Raw genomic sequence first — 21,004 nt, forward strand, 5'->3', positions numbered from 1 at the left:
GGGCGAAGGGCGGGGCGGGGAGCAGCTTCGCGCAGCGGCACCCGCACCCCGCCCGGCCAGGGCAAAGGTCAGGCCGAGCCCAGCCAGGTGCCCACCGCGTAGGTGACGGCCATCGCGACGGCTCCGCCCAGCACGTTGCGCAGCACCGCCCTCGGCACCGGCGCCCCGCCCAGCCGCGCGCTCGCGACCCCGCACAGCGTCAGCGCCCCCAGCACCGCCACCACCGTCACCGGCACCCGCCACGACGCCCCCGGCAGGACCACCGCCAGCAGCGGCAGCAGCGCCCCCGCCGTGAAGGCGAGCAGGCTGGCGAAGGCGGCGTGCCACGGGTTCGCCAGCTCGTCCGGCTCGATCCCCAGCTCCACCCGGGCGTGCGCCCGCAGCGCGTCCCGTTCCGTCAGCTGCTCGGCGGCCTCCCGGGCCAGCTCCCGGCCCAGACCCCGCGCGGCCAGCAGCTCCGTCAGCTCCTCCAGTTCCGCTTCCGGCTCCTCCGCCAGCTCCCGCCGCTCCACGTCCAGCGCCGCCCGTTCGGAGTCCCGCTGCGAGCTGACCGACACGTACTCCCCCGCCGCCATCGACAGCGAGCCCGCGAGCAGCCCGGCCACGCCGGCCGTGAGGATCGCGGTGCGCGAGGTGGTGGCGCCGGCCACGCCGACGACCAGGCCCGCGGTGGAGATGATCCCGTCGTTGGCGCCGAGCACCCCCGCCCGCAGCCAGTTCAGCCGGGTGCTGATCGCCGCGCTCCGCGTATCCGTCACGCCACCACTGTCGCGGCCCGCGCCCGGCAGGGCCACCCGGCGTGCGCGGCCCGGGCCGCCGTACCAGGGTGGAGGGGTGAGACGCGGACGGGAGGAGCCGGGCCGGCTGCAGGGGGCACCGCCGCCGCGCTGGGCCCGGATCGCGCCCGCGGTGGCCATGGTCGCGCTCTGCCTCACCCAGTGGACCACCCGCACGGAGGAACTGGGCTACTTCCTGGCGGCCCTGCCCGCCGTGGCGGCCTTCGCGTACGGGCCCGCCGGCACCGCCGTCTTCGCCGCGCTCGTGCTGCTCCTGCTCGGCGTACCCGAGCTCAGGGTGGGCCACGCCCGCGGCAGCGACCTGGCCACCGTGGCCACCGTCGGGCTGCTCAGCGTGGTCATCGCCTGGGTTCGGCGGCGCCGGGACACCCAGCTGGTCAGCGTGCGCACGGTCGCCGAGGCCGCCCAGATGGCGGTGCTGCCGCCGGTGCCGGAGCGGGTGGGCCGGGTGCGCTGCGCCGGGCTGTACCGGGCCGCGCAGCAGGGCACGCTCGTCGGCGGCGACCTGTTCGACGTACGGGCCGGGCCGTACGGGGTGCGGGTGGTGGTCGGGGACGTACAGGGGCACGGGCTGGCGGCCGTCGGAACGGTGGCCTCGCTGCTCGGCGCGTTCCGCGAGGGGGTCCTGGACGACCGGGAGCTCGCGGCTGTCGCCGCCCGGCTGGACCGGCGGCTGGCGGCGGACGCGGCCGCGGACTCGGTGGCGCACCCGGAGCTGTTCGCGACGGCGCTGCTGCTGGAGTTCCCGCCCGCACTGGACCTCGTACGGGTCGTGTCGTGCGGGCATCCGCCGGCGCTGCTGCTGCGCGGGCCCGCGGTCACGGAGCTGGCCGTGGAGCCGGGGCCCCCGCTGGGCCTGGGTCTGACCGGGCCGGCCCTTCCGGCGGTGGCCGAACTGCCGCTGCTGCCGGGCGACCGGCTGCTCGCGCACACGGACGGGGTCACCGAGGCCCGCGACGCGGCCGGGCACTTCTACCCGCTGGCCGTGCGGGTCCCGGTGCTGGCGAACGACCCGGCCGGCCTGGTCCCGGCGGTGTGGCGGGACCTGGCGGCCTTCACCGGCGGCGGCCCGCGCGACGACGTGGCGCTGCTGCTGCTGTCACCGCACGCGACCGACTGACGACTGACGCGTAGGGAGTCACCATGTCCATGCTGATCATCAAGGGAACGTTCCGGGCGAAGGACCTCCAGCCGGACGGCGACACCGTCGCCTTCACCCCGGACGACCTCACGGACTGGAAGCGCGTACCCGGCACCCACCAGGTCCTGCCGAAGCCCGACGGCCGCGTCTCCGTCAGGCTGGAGGGCATCGACGCCCTGGAAACCCACTACGGCGACGACCGGTCGGGGATCCGGCACCAGCCCCTGCCGCTGGCGCACAAGGCCGCGGACGAGCTGCTGAAGTGGCTCGGCTTCAAGGACGTCCACCGCGACGAGGGCGCGCAGCAGGAGAAGGACAGGGAAACCGTCGTCATCGCCGTCCCCGAGACCGTGCCCGGCTACATCCTCACCCGCGGCACCGACGTCTACGGCCGGTGCGTCGCCCTGGTGGGCCGCGGGCGAGCGCCGACGCTGAGCGGTTACGAGATCGACGTGGACGTCGAACAGCTGAAGAAGACGGCCAACCACCACATGGTCGAGCAGGGGCTGGCCTACCCGACCTTCTACACCGGCTTCCCGGACCACCTGCGCAACGCACTGGCCGTCGCCGCCGGGGCGGCGCGGACCGCCCTGCCCAAGCGGGGCGTGTGGGCCCAGGACACGACCACCGACGGGTTCAAGGTCGCGAACATGGACTCGATCACGGCCAGGGACGGGGCCGTGATCCTCCCCAAGCTGTTCCGCCGGCTGAAGGACTACCTGGACCTGGACCTGCCCGGCGCGCCCCTGGCCTGCCTCCCCGCGTTCCTCGCCGGCTGCGCCGACCGGTACTACCTCCAGGGGGTGGCCGACCAGCTGACCGGGCTGCAGCACATCGTGTACACCGACGGCGAGACCGTGAGGATGACGCGCCCGGTCGAGGAGATCACCTTCGACGAGGCGTGAGCGACGGCCGGCCGACGCCTTCCCCCGGCCGGCCGGCCCCCGCCCCCACCCCGTACGTCAGCCGCCGTTGGCCACGATGAAGGCCCGCACCATCCGGCAGGTGACGTTCGACGGACGGTGGATCCCCACCCGGACCGCCATCGTGCGTATCTTGCGGTTGGTCGCGCGCTTGGCGTCGTACGTCCCCGTGTCGAGCAGGGAGATCGCGAGCCGCATCGCCTTCAGACGGCGGTTGTGGTTCTCGTACCACTCGCGGGGCAGGCCCGCCGGCAGCGGCTTCTTCTTGGGCATCGAAATGATCGCGGCAGCGGCCATCTACAGCCTCCCAAACGGTAGTTGGCTTCCTGTCGTTCTCCTTCGATTTTACCGGGGGGCACTGACAAAAGCCCTGGCCGGACAGAGTCTGACTACCCTTGCGGGCATGGAGATCTGGATCAATCCCGCCTGTTCGAAGTGCCGGAGCGCGCTGACCCTGCTGGACGCGGAGGGCGCCGACTACACGGTGCGCCGCTACCTGGAGGACGTACCGTCCGAGGACGAGATCCGCGAGGTGCTGGGCCGTCTCGGGCTGGAGCCGTGGGACATCACGCGCACCTCCGACGCCCTCGCCAGGGAGACCGGCGTACGGGACCTGCCGCGCGAGGAGACCGACGGGGCGCGGGCCCGCTGGATCGCCCACCTCGCCGCCCACCCGAAGCTGATCCAGCGCCCGATCATCACCGCCGAGGACGGCACGGCGGTGGTCGCCCGCTCGGAGGAGGCCGTCCGCGACGCCCTCTCCCGCACGGGCACCGGTCGCGGATGACTCCGATAACTGAACAAATGCGGCAAATTCTGCCTGTTCTGCAACCGGAGGGTACGTTCTCCCATCAGGACTGACAGGGAGATACCGCCGCTCGCCCGCTGGGCAGCCCCGACCGCTCGGAGTGAAGTTCGTTGCAGCAGCAGTACCCGCAGACATCGCCGTACGCGCAGCAGCCGCAGCCGCAGCCGCAGCCGTCGTACGGGCACCCGCCCATGGGTCACGGCCCCGGCCACGGCCCCGGCGCCGGCACGGAGCAGCTGTGCGTGCACTGCGGGCAGCCGCCGTTCGGCCCGCGCCGCCCGAAGCGGTCCAGGGCCAAGCTCTGGATCGGCGGAGCCGTGGTCGCCGCGCTGCTCGCCGGCGGAGGCGGCTACGCGTACTGGGGGACGGACTGGTTCGACGGCAACGGCCAGGACGTCACCTTCGCCAAGCCCAAGCCCCCGGCCCAGGGCGCGGGCGCGGGCTCCGGCGGCGGCGCGGCCGCCACCGGACCCGACCCGGACGTATCGCTGCCGACGGGCCCCGCCGCACAGTTCAAGCAGTCGACCAAGCTGGACGACGGCACCCGAATATCGAAGACCCGCCTCAAGGGCGCCAAGTCCGGCTTCGAGGGCGACGTCTGGGTGTGGACGCCCAAGGAGTACGACGAGGCGAAGTACGCCAACAGCGCCTTCCCCGTGATGATCGCCCTGCCCGGCGGCAACGGCTACCCCGACAACTACTGGGCGACCATGCCCAACATCGGCCTCCAGAAGGCGATAGCCGAGTCCTCCGCCAAGGGCACGGGCCTGCCCTTCATCCTGGTCATGCCGCTGCTCAACCCCGACAGCAAGAACTACTACGACGGCTCCGACATCCCCGGGCAGCCGAAGATGGGCACCTGGATCGCCGAGGACGTCCCGGACCTGGCCAAGGCCAACTTCCGCACGTACAAGTCCCGCGACGGCTGGGCCATCATGGGCAACTCCTCCGGCGCCTTCGTGGGCCTCAAGCAGGTCATGCAGCACCCGGAGAAGTTCCGCGGCGTGATCGCGAACGGCGGCGAGACGGCCCCCGACTCCCCGCTGTGGAAGAACAACAAGGCGGAGATGGACGCCAACGACCCCGCCAAGCTGGCCCAGAAGCTGATCCAGTCGAAGGGGCCGGAGGTCTACGTCAACTTCCAGTACGGCACGAAGGAGGGCGGCCGCGACCGGCTGGAGAAGTTCCAGCGCGAGAACGGCAAGGGCCCCATCAAGATCGACCTGTACGAGATCCAGGGCGGCGACCACAACGGCTGGGACTACGTGCGCGGCATGAAGGAACAGGGCCTGGCGGCCCTGAGCAAGGTCATGAAGGGCCCGAAGCCCCAGGCCGGCTGACGGGATCCAGCAGCCGGGCGACTTCGTCGGCCGCCGCCAGCGGCAGCGCGTGGTGCGAGACCCCGGGCAGTACGGCGACCCGCGCGCCCGGCAGCGCCCGCCGCGCGGCAGCGGCGGCCCGGCCGGGGTCGTGGCAGCGGGCCCGCCCGGCGAAGAGGACCTCCACCTCCACCGGCAGCCCGCCGAGGTGGGCGAGGTCGGGGCGCGGGCCGGTGACCGGCCGCACGGTGGGGAAGGCGGCCGCCGCCTCCTGGGCCTGCGTCCAGGCGGGGTCGAGCGCCGCCCCGCCGTTCTCCCAGGCCAGGAAGGACCGGACCCGCGCCGGGGTGGGCCGCACCAGCATCGGCAGCGCCCGCAGCACGTAGCGGGGGCGCAGCCCGGCGAAGACCTGGGTCGGGTCGAGCAGGACGAGCCGGTCGACCCGCCCGGGCCGCCGCGCGGCAGCGTGGGCGGCGGCGTGGGCGGCGGCGTGGGCGGCGGCGTGGGCGGCGGTGTGGGCGGCGGCGTGGGCGGCGGCGTGGGCGGCGGTGTGGGCGGCGATCCAGGCCCCGTAGGAGTGCCCGGCGAGGGTCACGGGGCCGCCGCCGAGGCCGTCGCGTTCATCGAGGCCGTCGAGCAGCGCGTCCAGCCAGGCGGTGAGGTCCCCGACGCTCCGCACCGCCCGCCCGGGCGCCGGCACGCTGAGCCCGGGCTCCCCGACCAGGTCCACGGCATGCACCCGCCGCCCCCGCCCCAACCCGGCCGCCACGCAGGCCCCCCACACGGCGGAACTGGCCCCACCGCCGGGCAGCAGCACGAGCGGCGACGCCGCCGCATCGGTGGGCCCGAGGCTGTTGACCCGGGTGACCCCGTACGGCGTGGGCACGTCGACGGCCTCGACGGGGACGGGCCACTGGGCGAGGGCCTGGTCGTAGGCGGTGCGGAAGGAGGTGGGAATGGTGATGCGGGAGGTGGTGCGGCGGGTGGTGCGGGACACGGTCGACTCCAATCCCTCGCTGAGCGATAATCTCGCTCAGCGAGAGACTTTAGGTGGAGGGAACGAGGGAGGCAACATGGACGACAACCTTGAACTGGTGCACCTGCTGCGCGCGGTGACCGTCGAATTCGGCCTCCGCCAGGCGGAGTTCGCCGCCGCCAACGGCATGCACCCGACCGACGTACGGGCCCTGATCTGCCTCCTCGACGCGGCCCGCGCAGCCGAACCCGCCACCCCGGGGCTCCTGGGCACCCGACTCGGCCTCAACTCGGCCGGTACCACGGCGGTGGTCGACCGCCTGGAACGCCTCGGCCACGTGGAACGCGTCCGCGACCCCGCCGACCGCCGCCGCGTCCTCATCCGCGTCCGCCCGGAGGCCGTCACCCTGGGCCAGGAGTTCTTCAGCCCCATGCTGCACGGCGTCCTGGAAGCCCTGGCTCCCCTCTCCCCCGCCGAGCGCACCACGATCCGCGACTTCCTGACGGCGGCGAGGGAGGCGTTCACGACCTGAGGGGGCACTCGGCCCACACGGTCTTCCCGACCAGCCGGCCCGAGACCCCCCAGCCGGCGGCGACCCCCTCGACGATCCGCATCCCGTACCCGCCCTCCCTGGGACGGGGCAGCCGGTCCCGCCGCCCGTCGGACACCTCGACCCGCACCACCCCGTCGAGCCGGACGACCCGCAGCATCAGAAGGCAGATGGAGAGCCTGACATGAGCAGCCTCGCACACCATCACTTGGCGGCATCACCGCAACCCCCTCGCCGTGTGGGCCGAAGGCGAAGTGGCGTTTCGGCTGGTGAAAGGGGTGGGCCGAACGGGTGAGGCTGTCGTTTCTGCGCTGTCCCGGGGATGCGTGGGGCGCCTAAAACGGTCGCCATGATCAAGAACCTCGTGAGGCGCGGTCTGCCCGCGCTCGCCCTTGCCCTCCTGCCCGTCCTGACCGCCGTACCGGCCGCCGACGCGACCCCCGCCAACGCTGCCGCCGCGTCCGCCAACGCCCTCCGGCGCGACGCCCACTTCTACGCCCCCTCCACCATCCGCCAGAACCAGGCCTGGACCTCCGGCAACGGCCGGACCGTCCTGCGGGTCCAGGAGGACGGCAACTTCGTCCTCTACAAGGACGGCCGCCCGGCCTGGCAGGCCCCGAACGTCTGGCCCAAGGCCGCGACCGCCGTCATGCAGGAGGACGGCAACTTCGTCGTCTACGACAGCTCCGGCACCCCCGTCTGGGCCGCCGGCACTTGGTCGAAGGGCCGCTACCTCGCGGTCCAGGACGACGGCAACGCCGTCGTCTACGACGGCTCGGGCCGGCCCGTCTGGGCCACCAACACCGGCGACTGACCGAAAGCGGCACGGAGGGCCTCGCCCGGTATCGGGCGGGGCCCTCCGCGTGCGGCGGCGGGCGGATGGTGGCGGGGGGCTCAGGGGGCGGGGTGCCGGCGGGGCGGTCTCAGGGAGGGTTGGGGGCTTCCCGTCAGTCCCATCGTCCTTCCGGTTCGGGCCGGTCCCTCAAGGGCGCTCCTTCGTCGCGTCGCTACGCGATCGCCTTCGGCGACCCTTGACCGACCGACCCGAACCGGAAAGCCGAAAGACTGCCGGGAAACCCCCAAAGAAACGGCACGGGGCAGAGGGGGAGGGGCGGGTCTCTCAGGGATGAGGCGAGGGGCCGGGGGCCGGCCCGCCGGGCATCCGGGCGCTCACTCCTGCGATTCCGAGCCGGGGCGCGGCTGCCCGCGCGAGAAGGCGGACAGAGCGCCGTGCGGAGCCCCCAGGCGCGACAGATCGCTACGCGCTCCTCCCGGATTGGCGTCCGACGACCGCCCTGGGCCGATACCCGCACCAGAGGGCGAACACAGCAGCCCAGGGATCCGACAGGGCACTTCTGCGGTTCCGGAAGCCGTGGTCACGCCGTGGCGTAGTCGGCGAGGGACGGCTCCAGCAGGGCGAAGGCGGTGGCCGCCTCTGCGGTGACGGTGTCGGAGATCCGGGCATTGGGCTCGCCGGCGAGGGTGAGGTCCTGGATGCGCCGGAACAGGGTGCGGTGCACGGCACCGAGGAGAGCGGCGGCGGTGCGGAGCGTGGCGTCGTCGCGGGGGGCGCCGGTGGCGTCCGCCAGAGCGTCCGCCAGGGCCGCTTCGCGCAGGTCGTGCAGGTCGCGCAGGCGGGCGCAGAGGGTGGGGCTGTCGGCGATCATGCGGGCGAACTCGGGGCCGGAGAACCCGGCGACCGGCTCCGCCGCCGCTGCCGCGTCGATGAACGCCCGGCGCAGTGCCGCCAGGGCCGACTCGCCGGACCGGCGGCCGGCCACCACGTCGGCCAGCGAGGCGATGAAGACGTCCTGGTGATCCAGGGCCAGGTCCTCCTTGCGCGCGAAGTAGTTGGTGACCGTCTTCTTGGCGACCCGGGCGGCGACGGCGATCTCGGCGATGGAGGTCTGCTCGAAGCCCTGGGCGATGAACAGCCGGGTGGCGTGGTCGGAGATGAGCTGCCGGGTCTCCTGCTTCTTCGATTCCCGCAGGCCGACAGCCGTGGCGTGAGTACTCATGGAGCAATCTTACCCTCGTCGCATTTTTACGTTGACACCGTTAGTGGAGCTGACGTAATTTTACCTCCGTCGCAAGTTTTGTCGAGACGTCCGTGCCTCCGCCGCGACCCGACGCGATCGCCCGACGGATGCCCCCGCCGCTCCGGCTACTGAGCCGAACCGCCTGAGGAGAAGCACCTTGCAGATCACCACCTCCACCGTTTCGCTCACCGTCGACGATGTCGCGGCGTCCCAGCAGTTCTTCACGACCCACCTCGGCTACACGGTGCAGGCCACTGCCGACGGCTTCGCCTCCTTGGCCCGTCAGGACGCCGCCGTCGACGTCGTCCTCCTGGCCCGTGGCACCGAGGTCCTGCCGGCCGACCAGCGCGACCGGCACGCGTCCGGCCTGATCCTCGCCTTCACCACGACCGGCATCGCGGACGAGGAAGAGCGCCTGCGGGCCGCCGGCGTGGAGATCACGATGCCGCTGCGCGAAGAGCCCTGGGGCGAACGCCTCTTCCAGGTCACCGACCCCAACGGCGTGATCGTCCAGTTCGTCGAGTGGGCCGTACCGGCCACCGCCTGACCGCGCCCACCAACCACCTCGCGCCCTCGTGATCGTCACTCACGAGGGCAGGGTGCACTCCCGGTTCACCGGCTCGCACCTGGAGCTGCGGGCGATCAGCGGGTGAGCCCGGCCAGGTACCGGTAGAGCACCTCGTGCCCTTCACCGCTGGGATGAATCCCATCGGTGAAGAGGCCAGCCCTGTCCCGCAGGGGCTCCCACATGTCGACGAAGTCGACGTGGTTGTCGGCGCACCAGGTCCGCAGGGACTGCCTGAGGGCCAGCGCCCGCTCCTGGGTGAAGCGCAGACCCTCGTAGTCGCCCGTACGCTCTTCGTCCAGCCAGACCGGGCCCAGGACGACCAGGCGCGCGTTGTGCGCATGGGCGGCGGCCGAGAGTGCGTCGAGACTGGCCGTGATGTCCTCCAGCCCGTCGGCGGCCGGCGCAGCCAGGGACACGGCAGAGTCGTTGATCCCTGCCGCCAGCAGGATGGTGTCGGGCAGACGGGGCGCCAGAAGCGAGGGCGTCTGCTCGCTGACGGCGGCCAGGGTCGTACCGGGTATGGCGAGGTTGAACACCCGGTTCGCCGCCTCGTTCTCTGCGATGTGCGCAGCCGCCAGCCGGCCGGCCCAGCCCCCCTGCGGGTCGCAACGCCCGTACGCGATGCTGTCGCCCACGATCACGATCCGCGCCGCCGGCTGGAGCGGCTTGGCGTCGAGGTAGGCCCAGGCGCTCTCCCCGGAAGCGAGCAGCACGCGACGCCGCGCGTAGTCGTCGACCTCGTATTCGTCGGCCGCTGCCAACTGCTCGTCCGTGAGCTCGAGGACGACACCCTCGACGGCACTGCCGATCCTCCGCTCCAGGATCAGGTGCACGTCGAGACCACTGGCGGCGATCACATCAGGATCGGTGATCTTCAGCGCCCTGGTCGCGTACCCGGCCAGCGACGCAGGGCGGCTGGGCACGACCTGGCCGAAGAGGGCCTTCTGGACCTTGGGGTCCATCAGCGTGCCGAACGAAAAGAGGACGTGGGGGCGCGAATCGCTCACGGTGAGGCTTTCTTCAGGAATCGATCAGCTGTGTGGATCAAGGTACCCACTCCCCTCCCACCCCTGGTCATCCTCTGGTGCGGGTATCAGCCCCGGACGGTCGTCGGACGCTGAGACGAGAGGAGCGCGTAGCGATCTGGCGCGTCCGGGGGCTTCCTGGGCTGTTCTGTTCGCCTTCTCGTGCGGGTAGTCGCGCCCCGGCTCGGAATCGCGACTCCTGGGGGCCCGGATGCCCGGTGGGCCGGCCCCCGGCCCCTCGCCTCATCCCTGAGGACCCGTCCCTGCCCCTCTGGACCGTGCCGTTTCTTTGGGGGTTTCCCGGCAGTCTTTCGGCTTTCCGGGGCGGGTCGGTCGGTCAAGGGTGGAGCGAAGCGACATCGCGTAGCGACGCGACGAAGGAGCGCCCTTGAGGGACCGGCCCGAACCGGAAGGACGATGGGACTGACAGGAAGCCCCCAACCCTCCCTGAGGCCGCCCCGGGGGACACCGCCCCCCGGGGCTCCCGCTCCGCCTTCACGCCGCCCCCATCCCCTCCCCCTTAGGGTGACCCGAGGAGCAAATAGGACGAACCAACACCAAAGGACCAACCCATGCCCCAGCCCACGTCCCACCCCACCCCCCACCGCCGGGGACCCGACTGGATGTTCGGCGGGGTGTACGGGACCGTGCTGGCCAGTGCGCTGTTGGCCGCGCTGGACCAGCGGGGCGGGCATTACACCCCGCTCGCCGACGCCGCCTGGATCCTGGTCACCGCCGCCGCCGCGGCCCTCGCGCACGGGTACGCGCACCACATGGCCGACCACCAGGCCGGCACCGCCGCGCACCGGTGGCGGTTGCTGGCCCGGGCCCTGTGGAACGAGTGGCCGATGGTCGCGGCCACCCTCCCCACCCTGCTCCTGCTCCTGCTCGCCGAGATCGCGCACTGGGAGCCGTACGGGGTGACGGCGGTCGGGCTCGGGCTGAACACCGCGCTGCTGTTCGCCTGGGGGGCCTTCGTGGCGTTGAGGGTCGGCTACCGGATCGCCTCCGCGCTGCTCATCGGCCTGGCCGACGCCGCGATCGGGCTGGCGATCATCGTCGCCAACGCCTTCATCAAGTAGGCAGCTGCCCCTCCGCCTCGGCCAGGATCTCCGTCAGCCGGGCCCCGAACTCCGCCCCGCGCGGGTCCGGCACCCCTGTCCGGGCCGCGTCGAGCAGTGCGTCCAGGGCTCGCCCGTAGGCGCCCGGCACGTCGCTCCAGTCCGGCAGCGAGAAGACGCCCTCGGCCCCCCGCAGTTCCAGGCCCACCCCGGCGGCCGCGCGCGGCGCGCCCAGGCCGAGCACGGCGGTGCTGGCGGCTCCGGAGGCGTGCCGCAGGGCCAGCTGGACCACGTCGGACGGGCCCCCGGTGGCGGTGACGGCGGTGACCTCGCCGAGCACCGGGATCAGGACGGACAGGGCGTGCGGGCCGACGTCCCACAGGCCGCCCTTGGCCTTGCGCCAGGGGGAGTCGGCGTACGCGCTGGGCTCGCCGTCGGGCGGGAAGACCGCGCCGAGCCAGTGCGCGGAGGCGGTGAACCAGCCGGAGCGCCCGGCCTGTTCGCGGACCCACCCGGCGGTCGGCTCGGCGAAGCGCAGCGTCAGGAAGACGACGGAGGCGACGCCGTGGGCCGCGGCGGCGTCGGCGACGGCGCGGGCGTCCTCCACGGTCGTGGCGACGGGCTTGTCGAGCAGCAGGTGGCAGCCGGCGGCGGCCGCGCGCACGGCGAGCGGGGCCTGGACGTCGGGCGGCAGGGCGAAGGCGGCGACGTCGCAGTCGGCGAACAGGGCGTCGGGGTCTTCGTACACCTTCACGCCGTACACGTCGGCGAGCTCGGCCGCCGCTTCGGGGCGCCGGCCCCAGACTCCGGCGAACTCGGAGCCGGTGTGTGCGGCGAGTGCGGGGGCGTGGGTGCGGCGGGCCCAGGGGCCGGTGCCGAGCAGGCCGACGCGGGGGCGGGGGCGGTGGGGTCCGTCGTCCGGGGCGCCACCGGCAGAGTTCAAATCGTACGAAATGCTCACCTGCCCAGTCTGCCGCACCCGGACGGATGTACGGCGACCGACTCGATCAAGCCACCCGACCTGCGGCGTAAACCCCGGTAACACGGGGTTCACACATGGGCAACGGATGAGAAATCGCCACGGGGCACGCTGCGGTCAACACCGCAGCGTCCCGCAGCACCCGCAGAGTCAGGATGGTCCCGTGAGCTACAAGGCTGAGTACATCTGGATCGACGGCACCGAGCCGACGGCGAAGCTCCGCTCCAAGACGAAGATCCTCGCGGACGGTGCGGAGCTGCCGATCTGGGGCTTCGACGGTTCGAGCACGAACCAGGCCGAGGGTCACGCCTCGGACCGGGTCCTCCAGCCCGTGTTCTCCTGCCCGGACCCGATCCGCGGCGGGAGCAACATCCTCGTCCTGTGTGAGGTCCTCAACATCGACATGACCCCGCACGAGTCGAACACGCGCGCGCTGCTGCGTCCGGTGGCGGAGAAGTTCGCCTCGCAGGAGGCCATCTTCGGCATCGAGCAGGAGTACACCTTCTTCGACGGCGTCCGCCCGCTCGGCTTCCCGGTGGGCGGCTTCCCGGCGGCGCAGGGCGGCTACTACTGCGGTGTCGGCGCGGACGAGATCTTCGGCCGCGACATCGTCGAGAAGCACCTGGACCACTGCCTGGCCGCCGGCCTGGAGATCTCCGGCATCAACGCCGAGGTCATGCCGGGCCAGTGGGAGTTCCAGGTCGGCCCGCTGGGCCCGCTGGAGGTCTCCGACCAGCTGTGGATCGCGCGCTGGCTGCTGTACCGCACGGCCGAGGACTTCAACGTGTCGGCGACGCTGAACCCGAAGCCGGTGAAGGGCGACTGGAACGGCGCGGGCGCGCACACCAACTTCTCCACGCGGGCGATGCGCGAGGACTACCGCGCGATCATCTCGGCGTGCGAGGCGCTGGGCGAGGGCAGCAAGCCGCTGGACCACGTCAAGAACTACGGCGCGGGCATCGACGAGCGCCTGACGGGTCTGCACGAGACGGCTCCCTGGAACGAGTTCAGCTACGGCGTCTCGGACCGCGGCGCGTCGGTCCGCATCCCGTGGCAGGTGGAGAAGGACGGCAAGGGCTACATCGAGGACCGCCGCCCGAACGCGAACGTGGACCCGTACGTGGTGACCCGCCTGATCACGGACACCTGCTGCACGGGCCTGGAGAAGGACGGCCTGGTCTGACCGGACGGCCCACCCCGAAAACGACCGCCGGCGCCCGCCCTCCCCCTCCCGGAGGCGGGCGCCGCGGCCGTTGCAGTGGGGGCGGGAGGTGGTCGCGGCGCTGGGCGGCGCGGGGCTGGCGTGCGCGTGGGACGGATCGGCCCACGATGCGATACGGGTGACCGGGATGGACTGGCGGAAGCGGCTTTCCGATTGACGGTATGTCGGGATTGTGACAGGCCGACGAAGACTTGACGGCGGAATATGAGATTCCGATCCACCAGGTGAGACGCGACCTGCCCCGGGCGCCTCGTTTCTGCTTCAATGGCGCTCATGGCCAGCCATTCGTACTTCCCGACAGGTCGCAGCGACCTGGAGCCGTTCTGGCCGTCCCGTCAGGATCACGACTTCGACCGGGTGTGTTGCCGCGCCGAGAACGCGCCGGCCCTCTAAAGCCTCCGGGACCCTCTCACCAGACCCGCCCCGGGGCCTTCGGTCTGCGCGGTACGCAACGACTACGTGCACTCGCACATGCACACGTACGTCTTCTGCCGATCACTCCGCGTGAAAGAGCTGACCACTCATGACGAACACCCGTTCCTTCGCTTCTGCCGCCTCCGCTGCGACCTCCGCTCCCCTGCCCTTCCCGCCCAGTCCCCGCCACCGGCTGCGCGCCGTGGACCGGGACGAGGTGGCCCGGGTGGTGGACCTGCTTCCGCCGGGCGCCACCTGGCTGCCCGCGCCCCAGCACGCCGTTCCGACGCTGCCGGGCCAGCCCCCGATGGTCGGCTACCTGGTCCTCGTACCGGCCGACCAGCAGCAGATCGCCTTCGCCCCGCAGTCCGTTCCCGTGCCCGTCGCCGGACCGGTACCGCACGCCCAGCCTGCGTCCGAGCCGTCGACGACGACCGGAGACGCGCTCGTGCGGATCGACTCCGCGCAGCGCACGGCCGAGGTGGACGGCGAGCTGCTGGACCTCACGTACCTGGAGTTCGAGCTGCTCGCCCACCTGGTGGCGCACCCGCACCGGGTGCACAGCCGGGACCAGCTGGTGACGACGGTGTGGGGCTACGGGCACGTCGGCGACGGCCGGACCGTCGACGTCCACATCGCCCGGCTGCGCCGCAAGCTGGGCGCGGCGCACCGCGGTGCGATCCAGACCGTCCGCCGCGTGGGGTACAAGTACACGCCCTGACACCCGGCACCCGATGCGATGCGCCCGATGCGCCCGGCATGGCGGTGGGCCCGTACCCGCTCTCGCGCGTACGGGCCCACCGCCGTTTCAGGCCCCGGTCAGGCGGCGGCGGTCGCCCCGCGACGGCGCGCGGCGAAGCCGACGGCCAGGTCGATCACGAGGAAGGCCACCAGGCTGAGTCCCAGCAGCGGGACGAACCAGCCGACGACCGCCGTCGCGCAGGCGAACGGCAGCAGCACGGTCACCGGCAGCTTCCGCCAGGCGCCGCGCGGCTGGGCGCGGCCGACCGAGCGGCGGTTCTCCTTGGTGGGGCGGCGCATCCACCACATCCGGTAGCCCCACACGACGAGGAACATCACGGCGACGGCGAGGGCGGCCAGCGCGATCTGGTTGGCGAGGCCGAAGGTCAGGCCCATGTGCAGGTCGATGCCGAAGCGGGTCAGCTGGGCCAGGAGGGGGTAGTCGGCGAAGCGCAGCGTGTCCATGACCCGGCCGTCGGCGGGGTCGACGGCGACGGAGTCCAGGTGGACCGGCAGCGTCTTGTCGTTCTCCTTGATCACGTAGCCCTTGCCCTTGGCGGGGAGGGTGACGCGCAGGCTCTCGGTGACTCCGGCGGCCCGGGCGGCGTCCACGGCCCTGTCGATGCCGATGTCGGTGACGGGGGCGGGCGGGGGCATCTCCATGCCGTCGGTCATGACGTGCCCGGCGTGCTCGTCGCCCGCGTCGGCGCCGGCGGCGGCGCCCTCGCCGGGCTTCAGCTTGGCGGCGACGGAGGGGGTGGCTCCGCCGAGTCGGTCCTGGAGCTGTCCGATGTTCTCGCCGGCGTAGTTGGACCAGGTCAGGCCGGTCGCGGAGAGTCCGACGAGCCCGACGGTGGCCCACAGGCCGACGGTGCCGTGCCAGGAGAGGGTCTTGCGGCGGCCGGTGGCCTTGCGGTCGGGCAGGACGAGGTCGGCCCTGCGGGCGCGGCGGCGGCCGATCCACAGGGCGAGGCCGCCGAGGGCGACGACCCACAGCCAGCTGGCGGCGAGTTCGCTGTAGTTGCGGCCGAACTCGCCGAGGTGGAGGCTCGCGTGGAACTCGCTCAGCCAGGCGCGCAGCGGCAGGGCGTCACCGGAGGTGGTGAGCTGCCCGCGGACCTCGGTGGTGTAGGGGTCGACGAAGACGGTGAGGGTCTCGCCCTCCGCGAGGCCCGGCTTCTCCATGATGACCCGGGTGGTCGCGTCTGCCTCGGGGGCGGGCCACACGCCGAGCACCTTGCCCTCGGGGGCGGCGGCCCGGGCGGCCTTCACCTGGGTGCCGAGCGGCACGGCGCGCTCGCCGACGCTGTCGACGGTCAGCTCGTGGGAGTAGAGGATGCGCTCGGCCTGCCACGAGCCGGCGTACAGCAGTCCGGTGGCGGCGGCGAGGAAGAGGAACGGGGCTATCAGCAGTCCCGCGTAGAAGTGCATGCGCAGGAGCAGCGGCCGCAGCGCGGCCCAGCCCCCGCCGGTGCGGCGGGGGGACTTGGCCGGGGCTTCGGCCGCGTCGTCGGCACCGGCCGGGTCGGCGGCGTCGGCCGGGTCGGGCGCGTCGGCGTTGCGGGCGGGGCCGTGCCGGAGTTCGTCAAGGGACATGTCGGTCCTAGGGTTCGGCGAAACGGGGGGGGGGACCGGCCCCGGGTTCCGCTCCGTCCGACGTCCGGGAGCGCGCCGGTCAGGCGCGCGCGGGGTGCGGGACGGGTGCCGCCGGTGCCGCTCCGGCCGGTGCGTGCGCGCGCGAAGGGGCGCACCGGCGGCCCGCGGCGACGCGGTGTGCGTACGCGGTGGGGGCCGTCGGCCGGGCGGGGCTCTGGCGGCACGGCCTCGGGGCCGTGCTGTGGGTGTCTCGCCACCCGGGCGGACCGCGGCGGACCGCGGTGTGGGCGTGTACGGCTCCGCGCAGCCGGCGCGGGCGTTCGTGCGCGGGGCGGTGCGCGGGCGGTTCCGGTTCGGGGGCCGGCCGCCGGGTCGGCAGCAGCGCGAGTACGCGGGCGAGCGGCCGGGCGGCGAGCAGGGCGGTGGCGCCGAGGACCCGGGCGAGCCGGAAGACGGCGGCCTCGCCCCGGGCGAGCCAGGCGGCGCAGAAGACCCCGGCGAGGACGTGCGCGGCGATCATCCCGAGACCGCCGTGCCCCGCCATGCCGGCCATGTCGGCCATGACGCCGCCCATGCCGCCCAGCCCGTCGGCCATGTCGCCCATGCCGTCGGCCGTGCCGCCCATGCCGTCGACCGTGCCGCCCGCCATGTCACCGGCACCCGCCGCGCCGTCCGCCGCCGCGGCGGTGCCCGTGGGGGCGGCCGTCCGCGTGCCGGGTACGTGGTGGTGTCCGGGCATCGGCTCCGCGGGGGCGGGCGCGGTGTGCCCGTGTCCCGCGGCCTGGCCGGCGGAGAAGGCGAGGTGCAGGACCCCCTGTACGGCGAGCAGCGCGACGGTGATGCCCGCCGGTCCGCAGCGCCGTCCGGCGGCGACCCAGGCGAGGGCCCCGGTGACGGCGAAGGCGGCCACCAGGCTGCCGAGGGGGACATTCATCCCGGACATGTACGAATGCCCCACCGCACCCAATGCCACGCACACGGCCGCGAACATCGCGGCCCGCGTACCGCGCATCGGCGCACGGGGTGGGGATTCAGTCATGTTCCGGTCATGGTCTCACGGGGCCCGCCGCCTCCCGCAAGAGGGCCGTATCCGATCATGGACCGGTGAATCCATCGCCACGGTCATGGTCATTGCCGCTGGGAGCGGCCTACGCGGGCGGCGTCCAGCTCGGCGCCCACGCACTCGAACGCCTGGATCCGGCCGAGCGGGAGCGGGTGCTGCGCGGCTGCTCGACGAACGTCGACAACCTCGACACCGGCCACTGGGAGACCCTTCTGAGCAGCGCCTTCGTGGTCGAGGAGCCCATGCCGCTGCCGTACGCCCTGCTGCTGGTCGCGGTCCTCGGCTACGCGGAGTACGCGTACGGGGCGTGGTGGACGGCCGCCGTCTTCCTCTTCGGGCACGCCGCGGCGACCCTCCTGGTCTACGGCGCCCTGCGCCGCACCGCCGACCGGGAAACGCGCCGGGCCCTGGACGTCGGCACGAGCTACGGCTTCAACGCCGTCCTGGGCGCCCTGACCTCGGCGCTGCCGCGCGGGGCGGTGCGCAACGCGGCCCGGGCGGGCCTGCTGGCCGTCGCCGCGCAGCCGGTGCTGCGGCGAGGGCGGACCTTCACCGACGCCGGCCACCTCGTGGCGCTGGGCGTGGGCATAGGGCTGTCGGTGGCCGTCGATTGTCTTTCCGGATCAAACCATCGGAAAATCGCACATACCTGACGAGCCCTGCCGACCCCTCCCGACACCTGACGCCATGAACGAGCAACACCGGGCGCACCACCCGCATCCGCACCGCGCCCGGACACGTCACGCACGAACGAGCCTCACCGCTGGAGCCGCCACGATGACCGCCACCCCTTCCACCACCGTCGCCAACCTCCGCGACCTCGGTGGCACCCCGCTCGCCGGCGGCCGCACCGTCCGCCCCGGCCTCGTCCTGCGCGCGGGCGCCCTCGACCGGCTCGACCTCGACGCCGACCCGGCGGTGGCTGCACTGGGGCTGCGGACCGTCATAGACCTGCGCAGCGACGCCGAGCGGGCCGACCACCCCGACCGGATACCCGACGGGGTCCGGCTGATGGTGCGCGACGTGCTGGCCGACAAGATGAGCGACCACCGCATGCCGGCCGCCACCCAGCTCAAGGACCTCCTCGGCGACCCAGCGGTGGCCGAGGAGCACCTCGGCGGCGGCAAGGCCCAGGCCCTGTTCGGCTCCGTGTACCGCTCCTTCGTCAGCACCGGCTCCGCGCACGCCGCGTACCGCACGCTGCTCACCGAGGCCGCCGACCCCGACGGGGGCCCGCTGCTCTTCCACTGCACCGCCGGCAAGGACCGTACGGGCTGGGGCGCGACGCTCGTCCTGTCGCTGCTCGGCGCCGACGACGACACCCTGATGGCCGAGTACCTGTCGGTGAATCCGGCGGTCAAGGAGGCCTTCGCCCCGCTGATCGAGGGCTTCACCGCCGCGGGCGGGGACCCGGAGATCGCCCTGGCGCTGATCGGGGTGTTCCCCTCCTACCTGGAGGCGGGTCTGGACGAGGTCCGCGTCCGGTACGGCTCGATGGAGAAGTACGTGCACGAGGGCCTCGGCGTCTCCGAGGAGACCGTGGCAGCGCTGCGCGCGAAGCTCATCGCCTGATCCCGTAGTCCCGTAATCCCGTAATCCCGGGATCTCGCAATCCCGGGATCTCGCAATCCCGGCAACTCCGCGCGTACACCTCGAAACACGGAATTCACCCGAACGGGCGCCCAAAGGCGGGTGACCATCCGACGATTCGCTCGTTCTGCTGAACGTGACTGCGCCGGATACCGCCACCCGCCCCCTGCCCCCCGACGTCGAGCAGGCCGAGGCCGCCATCGTCGAGCACTACCCGCGGCTGGTGCGGCTGGCCTACCTGGTGCTGCCGCCCTCCCTGGGCCGCAACCGGCGGGTGCTCACCGCCCACTCGCTGACCCAGCGGGCGCTGCCGCGCGGGCGGCGGGGCGCCGACCCGGCGGCCGTGCAGGGCGGGGTCCCGGCGCAGCGCGGCGGCCTCGGCGGGCCCGAGTCCGGGTACGCGTACGTCCGGCTGCGCGTGCTGCGCTCCGCCCTGGAGGCGGGGATCCCGCTGACCTTCAAGGCGCTCCCGCTGCGCGGGCAGCTGCCCGCGCTGCTGCCGCAGGTCTGGGGGCTGCGGCTGTTCCCGCGTGCCGGCGGGGCCGAGGAGCTGGCGCTGGACCAGTGGCTGGCCACCCTGAACGGCCCGGGCCGCGCGGCCTGCGTACTGCGGGCGCTGGAGGGGCTGGACGGGCCGGAGGTGCTGCGGGTGCTCGCGGAGGCCGGCGTCGCCGACCCGGCGGCGGCGGTCGCGGAGTCGGGGGATCCGGCACACGACGGCCTGTTCGCCTCCCCCGAGTTCGACCCGTGCGTGCTCCAGGCCCGGCCCACCGACCTGCTGCGGCGGCGCCGGCTCGCACGGGCCGGGCTGGCCGCGGCGGCCGCGCTCGCGGTGTGCGGGACGCTGCTGGCGCTGCCGGGCGGGGGCTGGGGCTCGGACGGGCCCTCCGCCCCGCTGTACGCGCGCAACGCGGCCGCCGAACAGGCCCTGGACCCGGGGCAGCTGCTGCGGGTGGCGCCCACGGTGTGGCGCACGTCCTCCCGTACGGACTACTCCGCCTGGCCGGCCCGCGGCGACCGCGCCCAGGACGCGGAGCTGCTGCGCCGGGCGCTCGCGGTGTGGGCGCGGCCCGGCAAGGAGGTGGTGGTCTCGGCGACGCCGGGCACCCCGTCGGGGCCGCCGATGGGCCCGCCGCAGCTGCTCTTCGCGGGCACGGTCGACCAGGCCGTGGTGGTCCTGCTGTACGACGGGCTGCGCGTGGTCCGGTACGCCGAGCCGCGCAACGGGACGGCGGGCGCCGCCCTCGACTTCGCCCGGACCGACGGGGCGACGGCGGACACGGCGACGGCACTGGTGCTGAGCCGGGTCGACGGCAACGTCCGCTACCTGACGGCCCCCTGGGTGACCGGGGCGGCCCTGCGCGACCTGCTCAAGCCCGGCGAGGAGCCGACCGCGCTGAAGCTCACCCCGGACGGGGTCACCCCGCCGGTGCTCGGTCCCGCCCCGAGCGGCGACTGCACCAGCTGGAGCGCGCTGTCCCTGACCGGCGACGGCGCCACCAGGCTGGTGACCGACCTGGGCGAGCTGACCCCGGCCCGGCTGACCTCGGGCGCGCCGGGCGCCGCGCGGGACGTCACGGAGGCGGCGGAGCTCGGGGAGTGGTCGAAGACGGCTTGCCTGCTGCCCTCGGTGCGCTCGCACGGGGTGCGGTCGGTGAACGCCTTTTTTTTATGCGAAGCAGCCGCTGCCCGAGGGCGACGGGACGGCCACCTGGCTGTGCAGCCGGGCCGAGACCTGGCGGGGCACGGCGGACCGGGTGCAGGCCCAGTTCCTGGCCCCGGGCGCACCGCTGGCGGCGCAGGCGGCCAAGGCGGAGGGCTCCCCGGCGTGCGGGCCGCGGGAGCCGCGGGTGCTGGCCGGGGTGCTGTGGAAGTCCCGGGCGGGGCAGTGGTACGTACTGGCGGCCGGCAGCGCGCAGTTCGCCTCGCTGTCGGCGTCGGGCGCGGGGGTGAGCGGGAGCGCGAACGGCAACCGGCTGGCGCTGAAGGCGCCGGAGGGGGCGCAGGTGGACCTGTCGGGGAAGCTGACGGACGGCAGCAAGGCGCTGCTGAGCGGGCCTAGGGCCTGTCGTCAAACTCCCGTCGTCGCCCGAAGGGCGGCCCCGCGGCGTCTGGTGCGTGCTCTCGGCGTGCCGGGCGGAAGCCCGCGTACTGGACGTACTTGGGCTTTCGCCCGGTGCGGCGAGAGCGCG

At 73.5% G+C, this 21,004-nt stretch carries 21 protein-coding genes and 1 pseudogene; 13 read left to right on the forward strand and 9 right to left on the reverse strand.

Annotated elements, in window-relative coordinates:
• Window positions 1–68: 68 nt before the first annotated feature.
• Window positions 69–758, reverse strand: a complete 690-nt coding sequence (locus SSNG_RS10190) for a VIT family protein (RefSeq protein WP_042800832.1) — start codon at window positions 756–758, stop codon at window positions 69–71.
• A 157-nt stretch (window positions 759–915) separates the two neighbouring features.
• Here SSNG_RS10190 and SSNG_RS10195 point away from each other — a divergent pair, with 157 nt between their 5' ends.
• Window positions 916–1,917, forward strand: a complete 1,002-nt coding sequence (locus SSNG_RS10195) for a PP2C family protein-serine/threonine phosphatase (protein ID WP_128637426.1) — start codon at window positions 916–918, stop codon at window positions 1,915–1,917.
• A 23-nt stretch (window positions 1,918–1,940) separates the two neighbouring features.
• On the forward strand, window positions 1,941–2,843 hold the full coding sequence (locus tag SSNG_RS10200) for a hypothetical protein (protein ID WP_042800833.1): 903 nt from the start codon (window positions 1,941–1,943) through the stop codon (window positions 2,841–2,843).
• A gap of 57 nt (window positions 2,844–2,900) precedes the next feature.
• On the opposite strand, the gene SSNG_RS10205 is transcribed toward SSNG_RS10200, so the two are convergent.
• On the reverse strand, window positions 2,901–3,158 hold the full coding sequence (locus tag SSNG_RS10205) for a hypothetical protein (protein WP_007263742.1): 258 nt from the start codon (window positions 3,156–3,158) through the stop codon (window positions 2,901–2,903).
• Between the two features lie 106 nt (window positions 3,159–3,264).
• Between SSNG_RS10205 and SSNG_RS10210 the strand changes: the two genes are divergently transcribed.
• Both SSNG_RS10210 and SSNG_RS10215 read left to right on the forward strand, forming a co-directional pair.
• Complete coding sequence (locus SSNG_RS10210) at window positions 3,265–3,648, forward strand: ArsC/Spx/MgsR family protein (protein ID WP_007263743.1); 384 nt, start codon at window positions 3,265–3,267, stop codon at window positions 3,646–3,648.
• A 131-nt stretch (window positions 3,649–3,779) separates the two neighbouring features.
• A complete protein-coding gene (locus SSNG_RS10215; RefSeq protein WP_241695017.1) occupies window positions 3,780–5,009 on the forward strand; it encodes an alpha/beta hydrolase-fold protein in 1,230 nt (409 codons plus the stop codon).
• On the opposite strand, the gene SSNG_RS10220 is transcribed toward SSNG_RS10215, so the two are convergent.
• A complete protein-coding gene (locus SSNG_RS10220) occupies window positions 4,978–5,985 on the reverse strand; it encodes an alpha/beta hydrolase (protein WP_007263746.1) in 1,008 nt (335 codons plus the stop codon). The two genes, SSNG_RS10215 and SSNG_RS10220, sit on opposite strands and share 32 nt — an antisense overlap.
• Window positions 5,986–6,061: 76 nt before the next feature.
• On the opposite strand from SSNG_RS10220, the gene SSNG_RS10225 reads away from it, so the two are divergent.
• A complete protein-coding gene (locus SSNG_RS10225) occupies window positions 6,062–6,496 on the forward strand; it encodes a MarR family transcriptional regulator (protein WP_042800834.1) in 435 nt (144 codons plus the stop codon).
• Here the strand turns inward: SSNG_RS10225 and SSNG_RS10230 are convergent.
• On the reverse strand, window positions 6,486–6,674 hold the full coding sequence (locus SSNG_RS10230) for a hypothetical protein (RefSeq protein WP_129593294.1): 189 nt from the start codon (window positions 6,672–6,674) through the stop codon (window positions 6,486–6,488). The two genes, SSNG_RS10225 and SSNG_RS10230, sit on opposite strands and share 11 nt — an antisense overlap.
• A gap of 189 nt (window positions 6,675–6,863) precedes the next feature.
• On the opposite strand from SSNG_RS10230, the gene SSNG_RS10235 reads away from it, so the two are divergent.
• Window positions 6,864–7,328 (forward strand): hypothetical protein, encoded by a 465-nt coding sequence (locus tag SSNG_RS10235; RefSeq protein ID WP_042800835.1) that lies wholly within the window; start codon window positions 6,864–6,866, stop codon window positions 7,326–7,328.
• Between the two features lie 562 nt (window positions 7,329–7,890).
• On the opposite strand, the gene SSNG_RS10240 is transcribed toward SSNG_RS10235, so the two are convergent.
• The gene (locus SSNG_RS10240) at window positions 7,891–8,532 is read right to left on the reverse strand and encodes a TetR family transcriptional regulator (protein WP_007263749.1); all 642 of its coding nucleotides are present in this window, start codon (window positions 8,530–8,532) and stop codon (window positions 7,891–7,893) included.
• A gap of 178 nt (window positions 8,533–8,710) precedes the next feature.
• On the opposite strand from SSNG_RS10240, the gene SSNG_RS10245 reads away from it, so the two are divergent.
• Window positions 8,711–9,100, forward strand: a complete 390-nt coding sequence (locus tag SSNG_RS10245) for a VOC family protein (protein WP_007263750.1) — start codon at window positions 8,711–8,713, stop codon at window positions 9,098–9,100.
• Between the two features lie 95 nt (window positions 9,101–9,195).
• Here the strand turns inward: SSNG_RS10245 and SSNG_RS10250 are convergent, their stop codons facing one another.
• Entirely contained in the window at window positions 9,196–10,128 is a 933-nt protein-coding gene (locus tag SSNG_RS10250; protein WP_007263751.1) for a GDSL-type esterase/lipase family protein, read from the reverse strand.
• Between the two features lie 590 nt (window positions 10,129–10,718).
• Here SSNG_RS10250 and SSNG_RS10255 point away from each other — a divergent pair.
• Window positions 10,719–11,228 carry a hypothetical protein gene (locus SSNG_RS10255; protein ID WP_007263752.1) on the forward strand — a complete coding sequence of 170 codons (510 nt, stop codon included), beginning with the start codon at window positions 10,719–10,721 and terminating at the stop codon, window positions 11,226–11,228.
• Here the strand turns inward: SSNG_RS10255 and SSNG_RS10260 are convergent.
• Window positions 11,221–12,162: a Gfo/Idh/MocA family oxidoreductase gene (locus tag SSNG_RS10260; RefSeq protein ID WP_241695216.1), complete on the reverse strand. Its 942-nt coding sequence runs from the start codon at window positions 12,160–12,162 to the stop codon at window positions 11,221–11,223. The genes SSNG_RS10255 and SSNG_RS10260 overlap by 8 nt on opposite strands.
• A gap of 187 nt (window positions 12,163–12,349) precedes the next feature.
• On the opposite strand from SSNG_RS10260, the gene glnII reads away from it, so the two are divergent.
• On the forward strand, window positions 12,350–13,369 hold the full coding sequence (glnII, locus tag SSNG_RS10265) for a glutamine synthetase (RefSeq protein ID WP_007263754.1): 1,020 nt from the start codon (window positions 12,350–12,352) through the stop codon (window positions 13,367–13,369).
• Between the two features lie 562 nt (window positions 13,370–13,931).
• A complete protein-coding gene (locus SSNG_RS10270; protein WP_007263755.1) occupies window positions 13,932–14,543 on the forward strand; it encodes a winged helix-turn-helix domain-containing protein in 612 nt (203 codons plus the stop codon).
• A 98-nt stretch (window positions 14,544–14,641) separates the two neighbouring features.
• Here the strand turns inward: SSNG_RS10270 and SSNG_RS10275 are convergent, their stop codons facing one another.
• Together SSNG_RS10275 and SSNG_RS10280 are read right to left on the reverse strand one after the other, a co-directional pair.
• Window positions 14,642–15,994: a PepSY domain-containing protein gene (locus SSNG_RS10275; protein ID WP_241695217.1), complete on the reverse strand. Its 1,353-nt coding sequence runs from the start codon at window positions 15,992–15,994 to the stop codon at window positions 14,642–14,644.
• A 244-nt stretch (window positions 15,995–16,238) separates the two neighbouring features.
• Window positions 16,239–17,198: a hypothetical protein gene (locus SSNG_RS10280; protein WP_007263758.1), complete on the reverse strand. Its 960-nt coding sequence runs from the start codon at window positions 17,196–17,198 to the stop codon at window positions 16,239–16,241.
• A 92-nt stretch (window positions 17,199–17,290) separates the two neighbouring features.
• Between SSNG_RS10280 and SSNG_RS10285 the strand changes: the two genes are divergently transcribed.
• From SSNG_RS10285 to SSNG_RS10295, 3 genes and pseudogenes are all read left to right on the forward strand, one after another.
• A complete protein-coding gene (locus tag SSNG_RS10285) occupies window positions 17,291–17,875 on the forward strand; it encodes a rhomboid-like protein (RefSeq protein WP_128636913.1) in 585 nt (194 codons plus the stop codon).
• A gap of 124 nt (window positions 17,876–17,999) precedes the next feature.
• The gene (locus SSNG_RS10290; RefSeq protein WP_007263759.1) at window positions 18,000–18,794 is read left to right on the forward strand and encodes a tyrosine-protein phosphatase; all 795 of its coding nucleotides are present in this window, start codon (window positions 18,000–18,002) and stop codon (window positions 18,792–18,794) included.
• Between the two features lie 154 nt (window positions 18,795–18,948).
• Window positions 18,949–20,854 (forward strand): annotated as a pseudogene (locus SSNG_RS10295) (hypothetical protein); the annotation flags it as partial.
• Window positions 20,855–21,004: the final 150 nt, after the last annotated feature.

It is taken from the genome of Streptomyces sp. C (assembly GCF_000158895.1).
Lineage (GTDB): Bacteria > Actinomycetota > Actinomycetes > Streptomycetales > Streptomycetaceae > Streptomyces > Streptomyces racemochromogenes.